Source organism: Mycobacterium sp. URHB0021 (assembly GCF_054057895.1).
In genome coordinates this window covers 6,277,420-6,292,256 of sequence record NZ_JBSRZT010000002.1, presented here as the reverse complement: position 1 = coordinate 6,292,256, position 14,837 = coordinate 6,277,420, and the positions used below count along the sequence as shown (strand labels likewise).

Annotated in this window: 6 protein-coding genes and 2 pseudogenes; 1 reads left to right on the top strand and 7 read right to left on the bottom strand. The window is 63.1% G+C overall.

Annotated elements, in window-relative coordinates; all coding sequences use genetic code 11:
* Positions 1 to 2,399 precede the first annotated feature (2,399 nt).
* The 6 genes and pseudogenes from ACVWWN_RS33300 to eccCa form a co-directional block, all read right to left on the bottom strand.
* Positions 2,400 to 2,723: a hypothetical protein gene (locus ACVWWN_RS33300; RefSeq protein ID WP_457149497.1), complete on the bottom strand. Its 324-nt coding sequence runs from the start codon at positions 2,721 to 2,723 to the stop codon at positions 2,400 to 2,402.
* A 3-nt stretch (positions 2,724 to 2,726) separates the two neighbouring features.
* Positions 2,727 to 2,912: pseudogene (locus tag ACVWWN_RS33295) on the bottom strand (hypothetical protein); the annotation flags it as partial.
* Positions 2,913 to 2,944: 32 nt separating this feature from the next.
* Positions 2,945 to 4,249: pseudogene (locus ACVWWN_RS33290) on the bottom strand (nucleotide-binding protein); the annotation flags it as partial.
* A 482-nt stretch (positions 4,250 to 4,731) separates the two neighbouring features.
* Positions 4,732 to 6,096, bottom strand: a complete 1,365-nt coding sequence (gene mycP, locus ACVWWN_RS33285; protein ID WP_457147652.1) for a type VII secretion-associated serine protease mycosin — start codon at positions 6,094 to 6,096, stop codon at positions 4,732 to 4,734.
* Positions 6,096 to 7,571 carry a type VII secretion integral membrane protein EccD gene (gene eccD, locus ACVWWN_RS33280; protein WP_457147651.1) on the bottom strand — a complete coding sequence of 492 codons (1,476 nt, stop codon included), beginning with the start codon at positions 7,569 to 7,571 and terminating at the stop codon, positions 6,096 to 6,098. The genes mycP and eccD (ACVWWN_RS33280) overlap by 1 nt, the downstream gene beginning before the upstream one ends.
* Positions 7,572 to 7,585: 14 nt before the next feature.
* Positions 7,586 to 11,566 carry a type VII secretion protein EccCa gene (gene eccCa, locus ACVWWN_RS33275; RefSeq protein WP_457147650.1) on the bottom strand — a complete coding sequence of 1,327 codons (3,981 nt, stop codon included), beginning with the start codon at positions 11,564 to 11,566 and terminating at the stop codon, positions 7,586 to 7,588.
* 273 nt (positions 11,567 to 11,839) lie between these two features.
* Here eccCa and eccD (ACVWWN_RS33270) point away from each other — a divergent pair, with 273 nt between their 5' ends.
* Positions 11,840 to 13,330: a type VII secretion integral membrane protein EccD gene (gene eccD / locus ACVWWN_RS33270; protein ID WP_457147649.1), complete on the top strand. Its 1,491-nt coding sequence runs from the start codon at positions 11,840 to 11,842 to the stop codon at positions 13,328 to 13,330.
* 2 nt (positions 13,331 to 13,332) lie between these two features.
* Here the strand turns inward: eccD (ACVWWN_RS33270) and eccB are convergent, their stop codons facing one another.
* Positions 13,333 to 14,829, bottom strand: a complete 1,497-nt coding sequence (gene eccB / locus ACVWWN_RS33265; protein WP_457147648.1) for a type VII secretion protein EccB — start codon at positions 14,827 to 14,829, stop codon at positions 13,333 to 13,335.
* Positions 14,830 to 14,837 lie beyond the last annotated feature (8 nt).

Genomic DNA, 14,837 nt, shown 5'->3' with positions numbered 1-14,837 from the left:
GGAGGGGTTCGGCCCCCGATCAACAGAACGGCATGGCCGCCGAGTGATGCCGATGTGGACCCAGGAATGGCCGCGGCGCTGTGGTCTCAGGACACGGACTGGCGCGACAGCCATGGGATCGAATGGCTTAGCGCGCATGATGAGTCGTGGTTGGCCCGCCGTGATGAGGCGTGGCTCGCAGCACGGTATGTCCCACCCAGGCGATACCGTGATGCGCTGCACCGGTGGGCCGACGAGGATGCCTGTTCCCGTGACGATAACGCGCAGACCCGGGTCGTGGTACCTCCCTTTGTCGGTGCATCGCGAGGCGGCGGCGCGGCCTCGGTGAGTTCGACCTCGCACGCCCACCCGTTGGACGGCGTTGTCGCGGGGTCGGTGCAAGCGCCGAGACCCACGCCCAACTCCGCCGTCGCTGTGGTTGGTGCGCTGGCGGTGTCATGTCGACGAGCCCAGTGTTTCATCGGTGGACTCAGATGACTCGGGGTTGGAGTACCTCGACGATCCCGTTGAGTGCGCGGATGTTGCAGGTCTGACGACGATCATTGAAAGCGCCGCTGGGGTGGAGCGGGTACGCCCGGCCAGCGACCCACATACCGATCCGATGGCGTGTGTGAGCTTGTTGAGTCAAGTTGCGGCGGTATTGTATCCGCGTCGGTGGCATGGCTGGCCTGCGCTGTCCTTCATATCGCAACAGGTCGGCACCGTGACGACTCGGTCCTGGGTGCGCGTCCGGTGGACCAGTTGACCGCTGGTACTGAACCGGGGCGTGTGACGTCGTGGTTTGATCGGGTCGATTGGTCGGATCACGCCGCGAGTGGACACACGGAATCTGCGACCTCCTCCAGTACGGCTCTGATTTTGCTGCAGCGCGGTGTGAGTGTGGGGCATGAGGGGGGTGTGCATCGGTTCGCCGACGGACACGTCGTGTTTTTCGACCTGCATGCCAATCCTGGTCGGCGGGTGTTGTCATGGGAGCGTGGCGATGCCGGTCGACTCGTGGGTGAGCAGAGTGCTGGGGTGAAAGTTTGCGTTGCGCACGGAGTCTGAGTTGGCGACGGTCAACCGGAGCCTGGGTGGGCGCGAGCCTGCTGAGACCGGGCGTCCGGCCGCGGCGCCGGAACTGCGTGGTCCGAAGCTTCACGAGATGGTCGATCTGGTACGCGAGGAGACGGGATCCGATCTGGTGAGCCCGGGGCAAGTCAAGTGGGCCGACCAGCGGCTGGAGCCATTCGATCGGTGGCTCAAAAGCCCCACTCGCGCCGCTGCTATTGGCCGCGAGATATACGCCCATCGAGACCGGCTCATTGCCGACGTGCGTGGACGTCGGATGCCGGAGCCCGTGTCGATCAACGACCTAGTGTCGGCGTGGGCGGATTTGGCGGATGCTGAGAGCTCGTTTCATGAGTCCGACATTGCCGAGCAGGTGTGGCAGATTCTTCTCGAGCTGAATGAGCGGCAGCGCACCGGCGGAGAATCCCGCGACATCAGCGCGATGTCCCCCGTCGCGGCCAGCGTAGAAATCAGGCTGAAAGGCAGACCGATTGCATCAAGATTGAACGCGGCCACATCCCTGAGCAGCGGGCCGAGGTCGGAGCGATCGAGGGACGCCGCTGAAGGAGCGGGCGCGACGCTGCGAGCGCCATCGTGGCGGCTCCTGACGGGTGCCAATGCGGTCGCAGTTAGATGATGTTGCGACACCAGCACCGATACCGGGAATGGCTGCGCGGTGCGCGATCGCGCCACGAGAGCGCACATCGAGATCGCCTACGACTGTAGCGGTGTGCTCAACGAGGGACGCCAGAACGTTGGCTTCGGCGGTACGGAAGGTACGCATCTTGGCATTGAGTTGCGAATCAGCGGCCAGCAGGCGCACTTGAGTCGACTCCACACCCGGCAGGGGAGTGGCGATGTTCGGGACTGCCGAGACGGCAGCGACAATGCTGGTGGCGGTGAAACCGGCGAGCAGATACGGGCGCGTAGCAAGTTGCACGATTCTCCTTGGTTCATAACTGATTACGAATCTGTTCGGGGGTACAGCGTCCTATCCGTTGCTTGCTATGCATGCTCCTTGACTGCTCGTAGCGCACAAGCGCACATCCGGCGGGCGTGTACAGCACCAAGTTGTATAGATGACCAATGGATCGATTTCTAGAACGTCAAACGACACAGAATGGGCATACCGATCCCGCCGGTGATTATGGCCCTTGTCACATGTCTGGGACGATCGACATGCAGCTCTCTGACCTTCGGCAGACCCGGATACAGGGTCCAAATATGCTGTGGTGCAGATTATTTACCAGTTCGCCCTTCGGCTGCCCAAGCGCGCACATGAACCTGGAACGGGCCGTCGGCAAGCAGTTCGGTGCATCGAGGCCGGAGTGCCTCGCGGCCCGAGTCGGTCAGTCCGGCAACGTAGTCGCCGGCGGACCCGACCCCGAGCGTGAGCGGGTGCCACCATTCGTCGAAGCGCGGTATCCGACCAAGACCGTAAGTGCTGTCGTCCGCAGCTGAGTCAGTCCAGCGGCAGTGAACAGTTCGGCCAGATGCCCCTCACGAGTCCCGGCCCGCTCGCCTTCGCCGTCCGACGTCGGGTCGACATCTCGCACCGCCGACCACAAGACGCTCAGCGGGCCCGCCTGACCGCCGTAGTCCCAGACAGTCGCCGCGACCGTCCTGCGTGCCACACGTCCCATCTCCCGTAATCCGGCCACTGGATCGGCCATGAAGTGCACGACCAGCTGTGCCAACGCGACGTCTACGCTTTGCTCGCCGAGCGGCAGCTTTTCTCTGCGGCTCCCTGCCGGACGTCGGCGCGCCAGGGCGCCGATGTCGCGTCGCTGCGACGAACGATGCCGCCCATTCGACGAAGGCGTCCGCAAGCGGCTCCGAGTACCGCCCCATGAACTGCCCATAAGCATCTGCCCCAACATCGATGCCCATCGTGTCAAGGCCGAGGCTCATTCGGTGCCCGCAGTCGCGAGAACTTCTCCGACACAGCACCGGCAAGATCAAGATAGGCCTGTAACGTCGCGGGTCTCAGTAGGCTGAAGTCGAAATCGGCGCCTTCGGCGAGGTGCGGCTCGAACGGAATCACGTGGATCGATCCGCACCGTGTCTCGAAGTGCTCGTAGACCTTGTCCAGTTTCAGGGTGGGCGAGCTCGGATGCGACTCGCTGAGTACCACTTGCGCTTCGCGGACCAGATCGGCGTGGTCATGCTGCTCGAGCCAGTCCAATGTCGCCGACGCACTGCGTGCGGCATCGATGGCCGGTGAACTCACCAACACAATGGCGTGCGCCAAATCCAGCACACCTGCCATGGCCGAGTGCATGATTCCGGTGCCGCAGTCGGTGAGGATCACGTTGTAGTAGCTGCGCAGAATTTCCACCGTGCGTCGGTAGTCCGCTTCACCGAAGATCTCCGCCACCGCCGGATCCTGTTCGCTCGCCAAGACTTCGAGCCGGCTTGTCGCCAATCGAGTGTGATGGCGCACATCGGCGTATCGCCTGATATTCGGATCGCGAAGTAGGTCTCGCACAGTGGACATCGTTGACGTGTCCGTCACGCGTTCGGCGAGGGTTCCGCGGTCAGGATTGGCGTCGATCGCGATCACACGATCGGCCCGAACCATGGCCAACGCCGAGCCCAACCCCAGAGTGGTCGTGGTCTTTCCGACACCTCCTTTGATAGAGAGCACCGCGATCCGGAAGTCGCCGACGATGGGCTGTCGAATCTGCTCGAGCAAGTCCTGAAGCTCACCCTCTTTGCGGGATACTCCGGGATTGAGCCGACCGCCGGTGACCCTATGTATCGCACGTCGCCAACCGGATGTCGGTACGTAGTGATCGCGAGCGAGGATTTCAGCGTCGTCGAGTGACGACGGTTCTTCAAACATCGGCCGCGCGGAGAAGTCATCGGGAGGTGGGTAGGATCGCGCGCCCAACTGATCAACAGCGTGGCGACCTCGGCGCGGCACGTCCCCGGCGGGTCGCGAGTCGTCGTCGACGGCCTGTTGCGCCGCATCGCGTGGTGGATAACCTGGCCAGCCCTGTCCCGGCGGAGCCATCCACGGCGGTGGCCCCTGCCAGCCGGGCGGCAGGGGAGGGGGCATCATCGGCGGCCAACCTGGTTGCGGCGCTTGCCAACCAACGGGTGGCGGCGGCATCCCGGCTGGCCATCCCGGAGGTGCCGACGGCACGGGACCATGTGCTTGCTCGTCACTGACCTCCGGCTCCCCATCGTCATCCGGAGAATCCGCGTCGGTCAGCCTTTCGACGAAATCAGGACTAGCATGTACCGGCCGGCGCATCGAGGTACCCGGTGTCTGCCAGGGGGGCGTTGCCATGCGTCGTGTCGAACGATGCCTACCCCGGGTCTCAGATAATGCGCCGTTGTCAGGTTCAGGCGGTTCAGGAGTGATCGATTCGTCGGCTTCAGTGCCGGTGCTATCGTCAGTGGCTGGCTCAGCGGCCTCGAGATCGACTGCCTCGAATTCGAATTCGTTGGTGCTGGCAGGCGGGTACTCGAGTTCGGGCTGTTTCTCCGTGTGGAAATCCTCATCCGGTTCGGCAGGCTCTGCTGCCACCCTCTTCGTCCGTCGGGCAGCGATCTGTGCCATCAATTTGGCCGCTCTGTCGTCGATGTCGTCCAGATCCGATCGTGGGGTGTGCGAATCATCGTCGGGCCACTTACTTGTCGCCACTGTCGTACCTCAATCCTTCTCGGCATTCATCATTGAGCCGGCCTCTTGATCACCGCGACCGCGATGGCGGCCAGTGCCATACATGTACCGATTGCGCCGAGCACGATATTGCGGATGCGGCGACTGCTCGGATCCTGAGTCGGCGGACCGGAAATCGGTTGGCCGGCGAGAGGAGCGTCCATGCTGGTGGCGGTCGGTAGCTGATAGGTCAACGCCGCGATCGGGTCGATGACGCCGTAGCCGGTCTCCGCGTTGGGACCCGCCTGGGGTGTATGAGCAGTTCGTTTGACGAGGTCCATCACCTGCGCTGCCGACAGGTCCGGGAACCGGGACCGAATCAGGGCGACGACGCCGGACACGAACGGAGCGGCAAACCCAGTGCCGTTGAGCGGTACCAGCCCGCCCTGTCCGTCCGGGAACGCGTTGACAAGCCCGAGACCACTGGGGTTCAGCGAGGACACTCTCTCGCCGGGTGCCGCTACGTCGACCCATGGGCCGTGGAGGGAGAACTCACTGGGTCTGGCATCGGGTGTAACGGCACCGACAGTCAGGACATAGTCGCCGAACCACGCCGGGCTGGCGATTGTGCGCGCCGTGCGCCAGCCGTCGGCTAGGGGGAGGTTCGGATCTCGGACTTCATTCTGCGCGCTGCACAATCCCTCCGAGCCGAGATCGCCTGCGGCGGCAACGACGACGACGTTTCGCTCGAATGCATACCGGACTGCTTGGCCGACTGCGGCGTCATCCAGGCCGGAACCAAATGGTGCGCAAGCCACCTCGGAGAGATTGATGACTGTCGCCCCCAGGTCAACGGCGTGGACGATCGCCAGCGCCAGTGTCTGTGTATTACCGTAACCCGGCGAGGTGGCGTTCGGGTCATGCTGCCTCGCACCGGTTCCCTGCGCCGAATAGGCACCGCTGGCCTGTCGTATCGACAGAATGGTTGCGTCGGGCGCCACTCCGGCGAATGCATCGTCGGGGCTGGAAGCAGCGGCGATCAGTCCGGCCACCAGTGTGCCGTGGGCATCGCAGTCCACCAAGCCGTCTGACGATGAGACGTAGTCGCCGCCGGGCTGGAGTCCTGGAAGCCGGGGATTGGGCATTACACCGGTATCGATCACCGCGATCTTCTGTCCGGCGCCGCGCGAAAATTGCCATGCGCCGGTGTAATCGAGCATCGAGTCGGCGATCGTCTGGTTCTTGAACTGGCTACCGGGAAACACCGCCCCCGCCCCGCAGACGGCCTTCTGTTCGGTTGGTCCCGGGGGTGCTACCGGGCCAATCGGTGGTGGGCCTGGCGGCACCTGCGGAGGCTCGATCGCCACTGCGCAGGCCGGGGCTATCGCCCCGCTTGCGGTGAACAGCATGACGAGCAGTAGCGACGCCCAGCGCATCACGTGATACCCAAACGCGCGTAGGCGCCCACTGCCCAGAGTGCCGACGGAATCACGGCGGCCGTGGCGAGATACGTCATGTAGTCAAGAGCAGTCCGGGCCCGCCTGGCTAGTCGTTCGGTCGGCGGCTTCGCCGCGACGACGGCGGATGCGACGGTCGCGACGAGGAGCACCGCGAATGCGACAGGTGGCATGGGTTGGCGACCCGACTGAGCCAACGCGCAAGCCAAGACGGTGACGGCGAACGCGGGTATGACCAAGGCCGCCCGCTCGACTGCCGTCGTCGCCCGTTGGGCGTAGATGCCCAATGCTGCCGCGCACACAGAGGCGAACACCACGCTGGGCCACTCGATTTCAGCCAACGACGTCATGACGATCGAAGCACCGACGGCAGCGGAGCTGGCCAGGCCGGCGTACATCCCTGCGCGTGTCAACGTTGTAGTCCGAACGCGCTCCCAAACGTTCGTTGTCGCAGCAGGTGAGTCTGCAACCGCCTGTTCGGGTTCGTCTTTTTCGTCTGGCGAGAAGGGGTCAGCTGACCGCCCTTTGTCACGCTGCTCTCCGGCTGATGGGCTGAGACGAGCTGATCGGGTTTTCAGCAGAGGTACGGCAAGGCAGCACAGCGTTGCGACGGCTGCGCTTGCGGCGCCGACGACGGGCGCGGGGACGCCAACAGCATGCGCGGCAAATACACCGGAACCGCTGGCGAAGAAGAGGCCGGCACCGAGGTAGCCCCAGTGGCCAGTGCCGATCGCCCGAAACACCGCGTAGCAGACAACCACCATTGCCGCGCTGCCGGCGGCCAATCCGTAGCTGCCGGTTCCCGACAGCGCAGCCCAGCCGACTCCCGAGAATATCGGGATCGCAGCCCATCCCATCACTGCTCCGATATCCGATTGCCCATAGGAGCGGTATGCCAATGCAGCCACACCAACCAGTGACAAGGCCACCACGACCGCGAGGCCCATCAAAGCCGGACGATTCGGGCGTAAGGCCTGACCGACCAGGAAATACACCCACATTGCGGACGCCAAGTACACACCGGCGAAAGCCATCCGCCGGGCGGCCGTTGCGCTCCAACTCGGATAGCCGGCTTTGTTAAGGCGCGCAGCTGCATCCACGACATCGTCGTAGAGGGTGGGCGGCGACAGAGCGCGCTCGGACGTCAGACGCAACAGTTCACCGTCGGCGATCTCCGCCTGGCGCAATGTGTTTGTGAGTTGCAGGGGTGCTTGTGCACTCAGCCGGATCAGTGACCAGACGGTGCGGTTGGCGTCTTTGGGAAATGCGCCCTCCGACAGATTTGCATCGGTGGTTTCGCGGGACCGCACCAGCCTCATCAGGTCCGGCAACAGGATGCCGATCGGCACATCCTGCGGAAGCGAGACGTCTACCTGAGTACGGGCGCCCAGGATTGACAGGCGCACTCGTTCCGGGGCGGCCGAGACTCTCTGAGAGCCGTTCAGGTCGGCCATTTCTCGCATGCCAGTCACTGGTCGGGCATGTGATTGAGTTGAATTACGTCACTTCCCAGGATCCGGGAGATGAGCATGCCGCGTCCCGCTGGCATTGGTTGAGCTCTGTAGCCGAAGATTGAGCCTTCTTCCTTCGATCCATTCATCACCAGGCCATTGCACGAGAGATCTTTGAGTCGCCCGATGATCGGATCCATCAACGCGCGTCCCGCCCCGCCGATTCGGCGGGCGATGACAACACGCAGGCCGATGTCCCGCGCCTGCGGCAGGTATTCGATCAACGGCTGGAGTGGGTTGCTCAGCGAGCCTCCGGAAACCAGGTCGTAATCGTCGATCAACACGTACAGATCCGGCCCGCTCCACCACGATCTTTCCTTGAGCTGCTGCTGTGTGATGTCGCTCGGTGGGAGACGCTCCTTCAACGCTTCCCCGAGCGAGGTCAGCAGCTCGGTGCACGACGGTGCTGCGGTGGCGTAGCCGCCGAGATAGTCGTTGTCGACTACTCCAAGAAGAGTGCGGCGAAAGTCGACGAGAATGATCTTGCACTCCTGCGGGGAGTTGTTTTCCATCAAGCCGGTGGCGATGTTGCGCAGGAGGCCGGTCTTGCCGCATTCGGCGTCACCGAACACCACCATATGGGGTTGGGTGTCGAAATCGATTACCACCGGTGCCAGATCTGCCTCACCGATACCGATCGCGACCTTCGCGCTCCCGGTAGCACCGGCCTCACGGGCGGCCTCGACGACTATGGTGCGGTCGATCTTGTGTGGCAGCATCCGGACTGGCTCGGCGCGGCGGTCACCATATTTTTGCCGCACCGCCTCACAGGCGTCTGCCACTCCTGCCGGCAGATCCTCGATATCGGAACTCGAATCGAGACGCGGTAACCCGACCAGGATGTGTAAGTGCTGGGCGTTCATTCCGCGGCCGGGACGTCCGACCGGGACGAGTTCTGCGAATCTGCGTCCGATTTCGCTGTCAATGGGATCTCCCATTCGCAGCTCGACACGGCTACCGAGCATGTCTTTCACCGCGGGGCGAATCTCCATCCAGCGGCTTGCGGTGACGGCAAGGTGGATGCCATACGAGAGGCCGCCGATAGCGATCGCCTGCAACGCAGGTTCGAGCATGTCGAAATCGCTTTTGATCGAGGCCCATCCGTCGACGACCAGTACGACGTCGCCGAACTTGTCCTGGCTGAGGGGGTCTCGTTCGGCCTCGTCCGGTGGCATCGCTGACAACCTGGCCTTGCGCTGACGGAAGTCGCGCATCGATTCAATTGCCAGGTCCCGGAACCGTACTTCACGATCACGCATCAGTCCTATGACCTCAGCCACGGTTCGACGAATCCTGTCGGCGTCCATGCGCCCGGCGACACTGCCGACGTGGGGCAGGTTCGCCAGGCTGGCCAGCGTGCCTCCACCAAAGTCGAGGCAGTAGAACTGTATCTGTTCGGGAGTGTGAGTAGCAGCGGCCGCCATGATCAGCGTGCGCATCGTGGTGGATTTGCCTGATTGCGGGCCCCCGACGACCGCGATGTTGCCGCTGGCGCCGGACAAGTCGACCAGCAACACATCTCGGCGCTGATCGTAGGGGCGGTCGACGACGCCGATCGGCAGCCGCAGTCCCCAGTTGAGGTTGTCTTGATTCTGCCAGATTCCCTCCGGCAGTAGTGCATTGACCGCAGGACTGGCGTCCAGCGGTGGTAACCACACTTCATGGGCGGGTCGGCCGTGTCCTCGTAACCGGCCGGCGACCACATCGAGCAGCGTGGTCTTTGTCGGTGAAGCCGACACTTCGGGCTCGTCGATCTCTTCGGCGTCGATGACCGGCACAACCGGTGCGGGGTCCTTCTCAACAGGCGTGGCGGTGAATAGTTTGGGTGCTAAAGCGCCCAGCTGCGAGGTCCTGCCTGTGCGCGGCGCGAGACGCGGCTTGACGTATTCCCCGGAGACGTACGACGCGTTGAAGCGGATTGGTTCGTCGGCGTCACATTTCAAGAATGCTGAGCCGGGAACGCTCGGCAAGTGATACGCGTCCGGTACACCGAGCACGCTACGTGACTCGCCTGCAGAGAAAGTCTTCAGGCCGATACGGTACGACAGGTGCGAGTCGAGGCCGCGGAGTTTGCCCTCCTCGAGACGTTGGGAGGCGAGCAGTAGATGAATATGCAGTGAACGGCCGAGCCTGCCGATCATGACGAATAGCTCGGCGAAGTCCGGCTTTTGCGAGAGTAGCTCGGAAAACTCGTCGACGACAATGAAGAGTGCGGGAAGAGGATCCAGCGCAGCACCGTTCGCACGTGCACGTTCGTACTCGGTGACGTTTGGGAAGTTGCCCGCTGCGCGCAGTAGCTCCTGTCGACGGTTCATTTCGCCTGCGAGCGCGTCGCGCATGCGGTCGACCATCGTGAGCTCGTCTTCGAGGTTGGTGATGATCGCGGCGATGTGGGGGACACCTTCCAGTCCGAGGAACGTCGCCCCGCCCTTGAAGTCCACCAGCACCAGGTTCAACATTTCCGGCGAGTGTGAAGTGATCATCGCCAGCACGAGGGTGCGCAGAAACTCCGACTTCCCCGAGCCGGTGGCGCCAATGCATAGCCCATGCGGACCCATGCCGCTTTCAGCTGATTCCTTGATGTCCAGTTCGAGAGGTTGGCCGGACGGGGTGTAGCCCACGGGTACTCGCAGGCGCCCGCGCGGGCTCGGCTTGCGCCACAGTGTCTCAGGAACGATCTCAGCGGCATCGGGAATCTTCAGCAATGCCATCAGGCCGGGATCGCTGGCACGGGTTTCAGATTCCAGGTTCACGATGTGGGCGGCGCCGCCGGGACGAAAACGACTGAAGGCCCGTGCGGTAGCTTCTGCCTCAACGAGTGTCATGCGGTCGGGGCTGGCAAAGCGTTCGGTGCCGGCAGCCGTGCGTGCCCCGATGGAATCGCCTTCGACTACTAGCTGAAGACCGCGCCCCGCCGCGGTGGCTGCTGGCGTGCCGTTGAGGTCGAGGACTGTGACACTGTCCAATCCGGCATCGGTGACAAGTCGTTCACTGCCGGTGACGTACCCATCATCGATGATGACAACCAGCTGCTTGACTCCCTGTGTCGGTTGGGCATTACGGGCGAACCGACCGCGTTCGGCGAGATCTGTGGCCAACGAACTTTCCAGGAGCTCCAGCGACGGGTAGAGCATGCGCATGGTCCCGCAACCGTCCTGTGTCGAAGCGTGCTGTGCGTGTGGCAGCCATTTGACCCAGTTCCAGCTCTCGCCATCGGGATCGGACGTCACCACCGCGACCTGAAGGTGGTCCGGGCCGTGAAATGCGCACAGCTCCAGAATCATCGAGCGAACCAATTGCTGACTCAGGTCACGGTCCCCGTTGAGCCAGATCGCTGGAAATGCGCGTAACGACACCGCTGTTGGCAGGGCATGAACCACCGAATGCGCGGTCACAAACCGTCGCAACGCGACGGTCGACACCGGCTCCAAGTCCTCGGGCGGACCGGTCTCGGGCGCCATGAGCCGGGTGGCCAGCCGGTGAGTGCCAACGCCAACCCGCACATGGCAGAAGTCGTGGTCGGTCGGACGACGCTCCCACATTCGGCGTGTGGCTGCTACTTCGATCAGAGTTCGTGGGTCCGGATGACTCCACTCCAGGGCGGCGCGTTGCGCCTCGGCGGTGTCGTTGGCGTCATTGCGCAGGGTGGCGAGGTAGCTGAAGAAGTCCTTGCGTTCTTCGTCCAACTCGGCTGCTGCTTTGCCGCCTCTGCCGCCGCCGCTGGCGAACATGCCTGCCATGGACATGATCATCATCATCGGGAAGATGAGAAAGGTGGGGTTACGGGTGGCGTCGCGGCCTCCCACCGTGAGCATCAAGGCGACCATGCCGACGACGGCGACCAACATGACAATCGGCAACAGCTTTGCCAACAGATTGCCAGGAATGATGCGCGGTACTTCAGGCGGAGACTGCAGTGTGACTTCGCCGCCGGGCATGCGTGGCGGCGCTACTCGAAGCCGCCGGGCGAACCCCTGCCTAGCCAAGCCGCCTCCCGCGTTGATGTGGACTTCAATGTCGACCCGATACGGCCTCCGCTCAACTGGCAAAACTCATTCGACGGCGCGAGTAGTCGATCACCTGAATATGACGCTGACCACATTCCCGGTGTGGTGCGCAGATGCGCTAGCGCAATCCTCACGTCCGGATGTCCAATCGGCGCATCGGTACTGTCGCAGCGTGACAATCGCGAAGCGGATCGGCGAGATCCGATGACGGCACCCGCGGCCCGGCCGGGGCTTGACGCCGAGCCCGAAGACGAACTCGAGTTGAGCAGGATCACCGTTCTTGTAGGGGGTTTGCTGGTCGACGTCGGGGTGCCATCGCGTGTGAGCATCTCGGCAGTCGTCAACGACGTCATCGATCTGGCAAACCAGCAGTTGATCAAGCGAGACGGTGAGCATGAGTTCGAAAACGCCGAAGGCAGAATGACTTTCGCCAGACTGACCGGAGTCGCACTCGACCCCGGTCGGTCACTGGCCGAGGCCGGCGTATTCGACGGTGAGCTGCTCGTCGTTCACGAGATCGGCGCGAATGAATCGTCGGTTTTGGTCGACGAATTGGAAGGCACGGCAGGCGCTGTGGGCAGGCACCTGGAATGGTTCACTGGACACGGCTGGATGGCGGGATGGTTCGCGCTCGGCATCGCGCTGTCGGTCACCGCGGCGGTACTGCTGCCCAACGTCACGGTTGCCTCGGTGGCGGGTGTTTCGAGCGCTGCGATCGCTGCCCTTGTGGTCGCGCTCGGTTGCGTTGCCGCAGCATGCATCCTCCCGTATCGATCCGGCGATCCCGGTGTTGCGGCCCTGCTGGCTGGCATTTCGATGCCGCTGACCTTCGGCGGAGTACTAAACATCCTGCCCGATGGTCATGGGGTGCAGGCACTTCCGATGGCATTTGCCGTGGTCGCCCTTTTCGCCCTTGTGCAGCTGTTGATCACTGGCCGGGGCCGGACGCTGTACAGCGGGGTGATTGCCGTCGCCGTTCTCGGCGCATCGGGCGCTTTGGCGCATGAGGTGTTTGGTCTGAGCGCGCGGTCTGTTGCAGCGGTCCTGACGACCGCTTCAGTGATTGTCGTCTATATGGCGCCGAGGGTCACCATTCTGCTGTCCAGTGTGCCCGTACCTCGGGTTCCGACGGCCGGCGAACCCCTCGGTGACATCGAAACCCAAGGCGGCACTGCGGTGGAGGGTGTGAACGCGATCGGCAAGCAAGTGATCCCCAATGAAGAGGGCATGACCGACCGAGTGTGGCAGGCGACCGAATATCTGACCGGAATCATGGCTGCCGCTGGGCTGACCGCGGCTGTCGGTTGTTATCTGGTGGCGGATGTCGACAACGGCTTTTACTGGCAGGGCACAGTGTTCGCGTTCGTTGTTGCGACGGTGCTCTGTCTGCGTGGACGTAGCCACCACGGGCTAGTTCAGTCGGCCGCGCTGATCGCATGCGGCTTGGCGATTCCGTTGGCAGTCATCGCGAAGACGGCAACCTTCGTCAACAGTTGGCAGGTCAACGCTGCAGTTACGCTGATTGCCTTGACGGTTGCAGTCGTCCTCTGCGGCATTATCGCTCCTGGTCTGGAGTTCTCGCCCACGATTCGGCGCCGCGTCGAGATCGTCGAATACATCGCCGTTGGCTTGGTGTTCCCTTTGGCATGCTGGATTCTCGGTATATACGCATATTTCCGGGGTCTGCGGATCTGATATCAGCTTGCCGGGGCGGCGATCTTGGCTCCGCCCGGATCGGCCGCCATCCCGTCATGGGCGATCATCGCCGCCTCTTGCGACAACCTTGGCCCCGCAGGCAAGAGAGATAGCACAGGCCACGGGGCGACTTGGGGAACGTCGCTCTCTCCGGGTTTCCGGACGCCGAGCGCCGAAGCCGTCGGGATATCGTTGATCTGGTACCGCACGCCGACGTCACTGACGTAGAACAATTGACCTGAAGCGCGGCTGCCCGGAGCATCGCCGGTCGCCTGCACGTATTCTCCGGTACCGGGTTTCACGTACACACTGTCGAGCCGGGGACCGTTACCGTCTGCAGACGCCAACCTCACGGGTTCGGCATCGCCCGGCATTGGAAGACGGTGACCTATCAGAAGTCGACCATCCGCCTCAGCGGCCCCGGCGCCGCGTTGCCACAACATGCACACCACCTCACTGGATTCCGCTCGAACGAAATTCGGCGACGTTGCGGGGTAGTGCTCCACCGGCAATGAGTGCACGATAGGGGCAGCGCTGATTACCGTAGGAGAAATACTCACCGGCTCCGTTGTGGCAGGCGAGCGCGGATTGCCGTACCGAATGATGTCCGCTGTCGCCTCGGACACAGGCTGCAATCCGTTCTGCAGTACGACGTAGGTGTGGCTCCCACGCGAATCAACAGTCCTCAGCATCGAACCCACTGGGTACATGGATGGGAGATAGCTGGTGGCTTCACCGGTTCCCTGAATCTGGATCGGTGTAATCGGCTCGACCATCGGGAAGGAGTTCAGAAGACCGGGTGACATCTCGCGGACCACGCCATCATCGAGTCGCAATGCGCCCCGCAAGACCGTATCGTCAGGATCGATTGGAGCGCGCACCCCGTCGTAGACGAGGTAGGTGATGTCACCACTCGCCGCAAGGATCATCTGGTCGGGAGATGCGGGGTGTATGTCGTTGCCGAGCGGAGGGTCGTTGGCCAATACCGTCGTCTCGATCGTGGAATCGCCGGCCTGTGGGTCAACGGAGGGCCGTCGTGTGGTGTCGCACACCGTCCACGAGGACATCGACATGTCGTCCCCGCCGTCGATACTGTTCGGAGCGCCGATGATGCCGACAGCCGGGCCGAGGGGGACGGTGTTGAGGAACTTGTCGTCGACTTGCTGTGGAGGATCAGCCTTTCCGGCGATCAATCGTGCCGACGCCAAGTTGAGCGCAGGGTGCAGATGATCACCGATCCGCACGAAGAGGCCGCCATTGGCCTTGCTCGTCATGATTGCCGAATGGCCGAAGTCCGGTGCGGGCTTGAAGAAGGCAAGCATGGTCGCCGCACCCGCGACGAGCATCGAGATGACCACGCCAACCAGAAGTGCGCGAATCTGACCGCGCATCGGGTCATGGATCATCCTAGAGTCGCCACGGATGAGTGCATGTTCCAGTCGACGGATGAGAAACCGATACCCGTTGACCTGTGCGCGCGTTGTGATTTGCGCTGGCATCCCTGTCC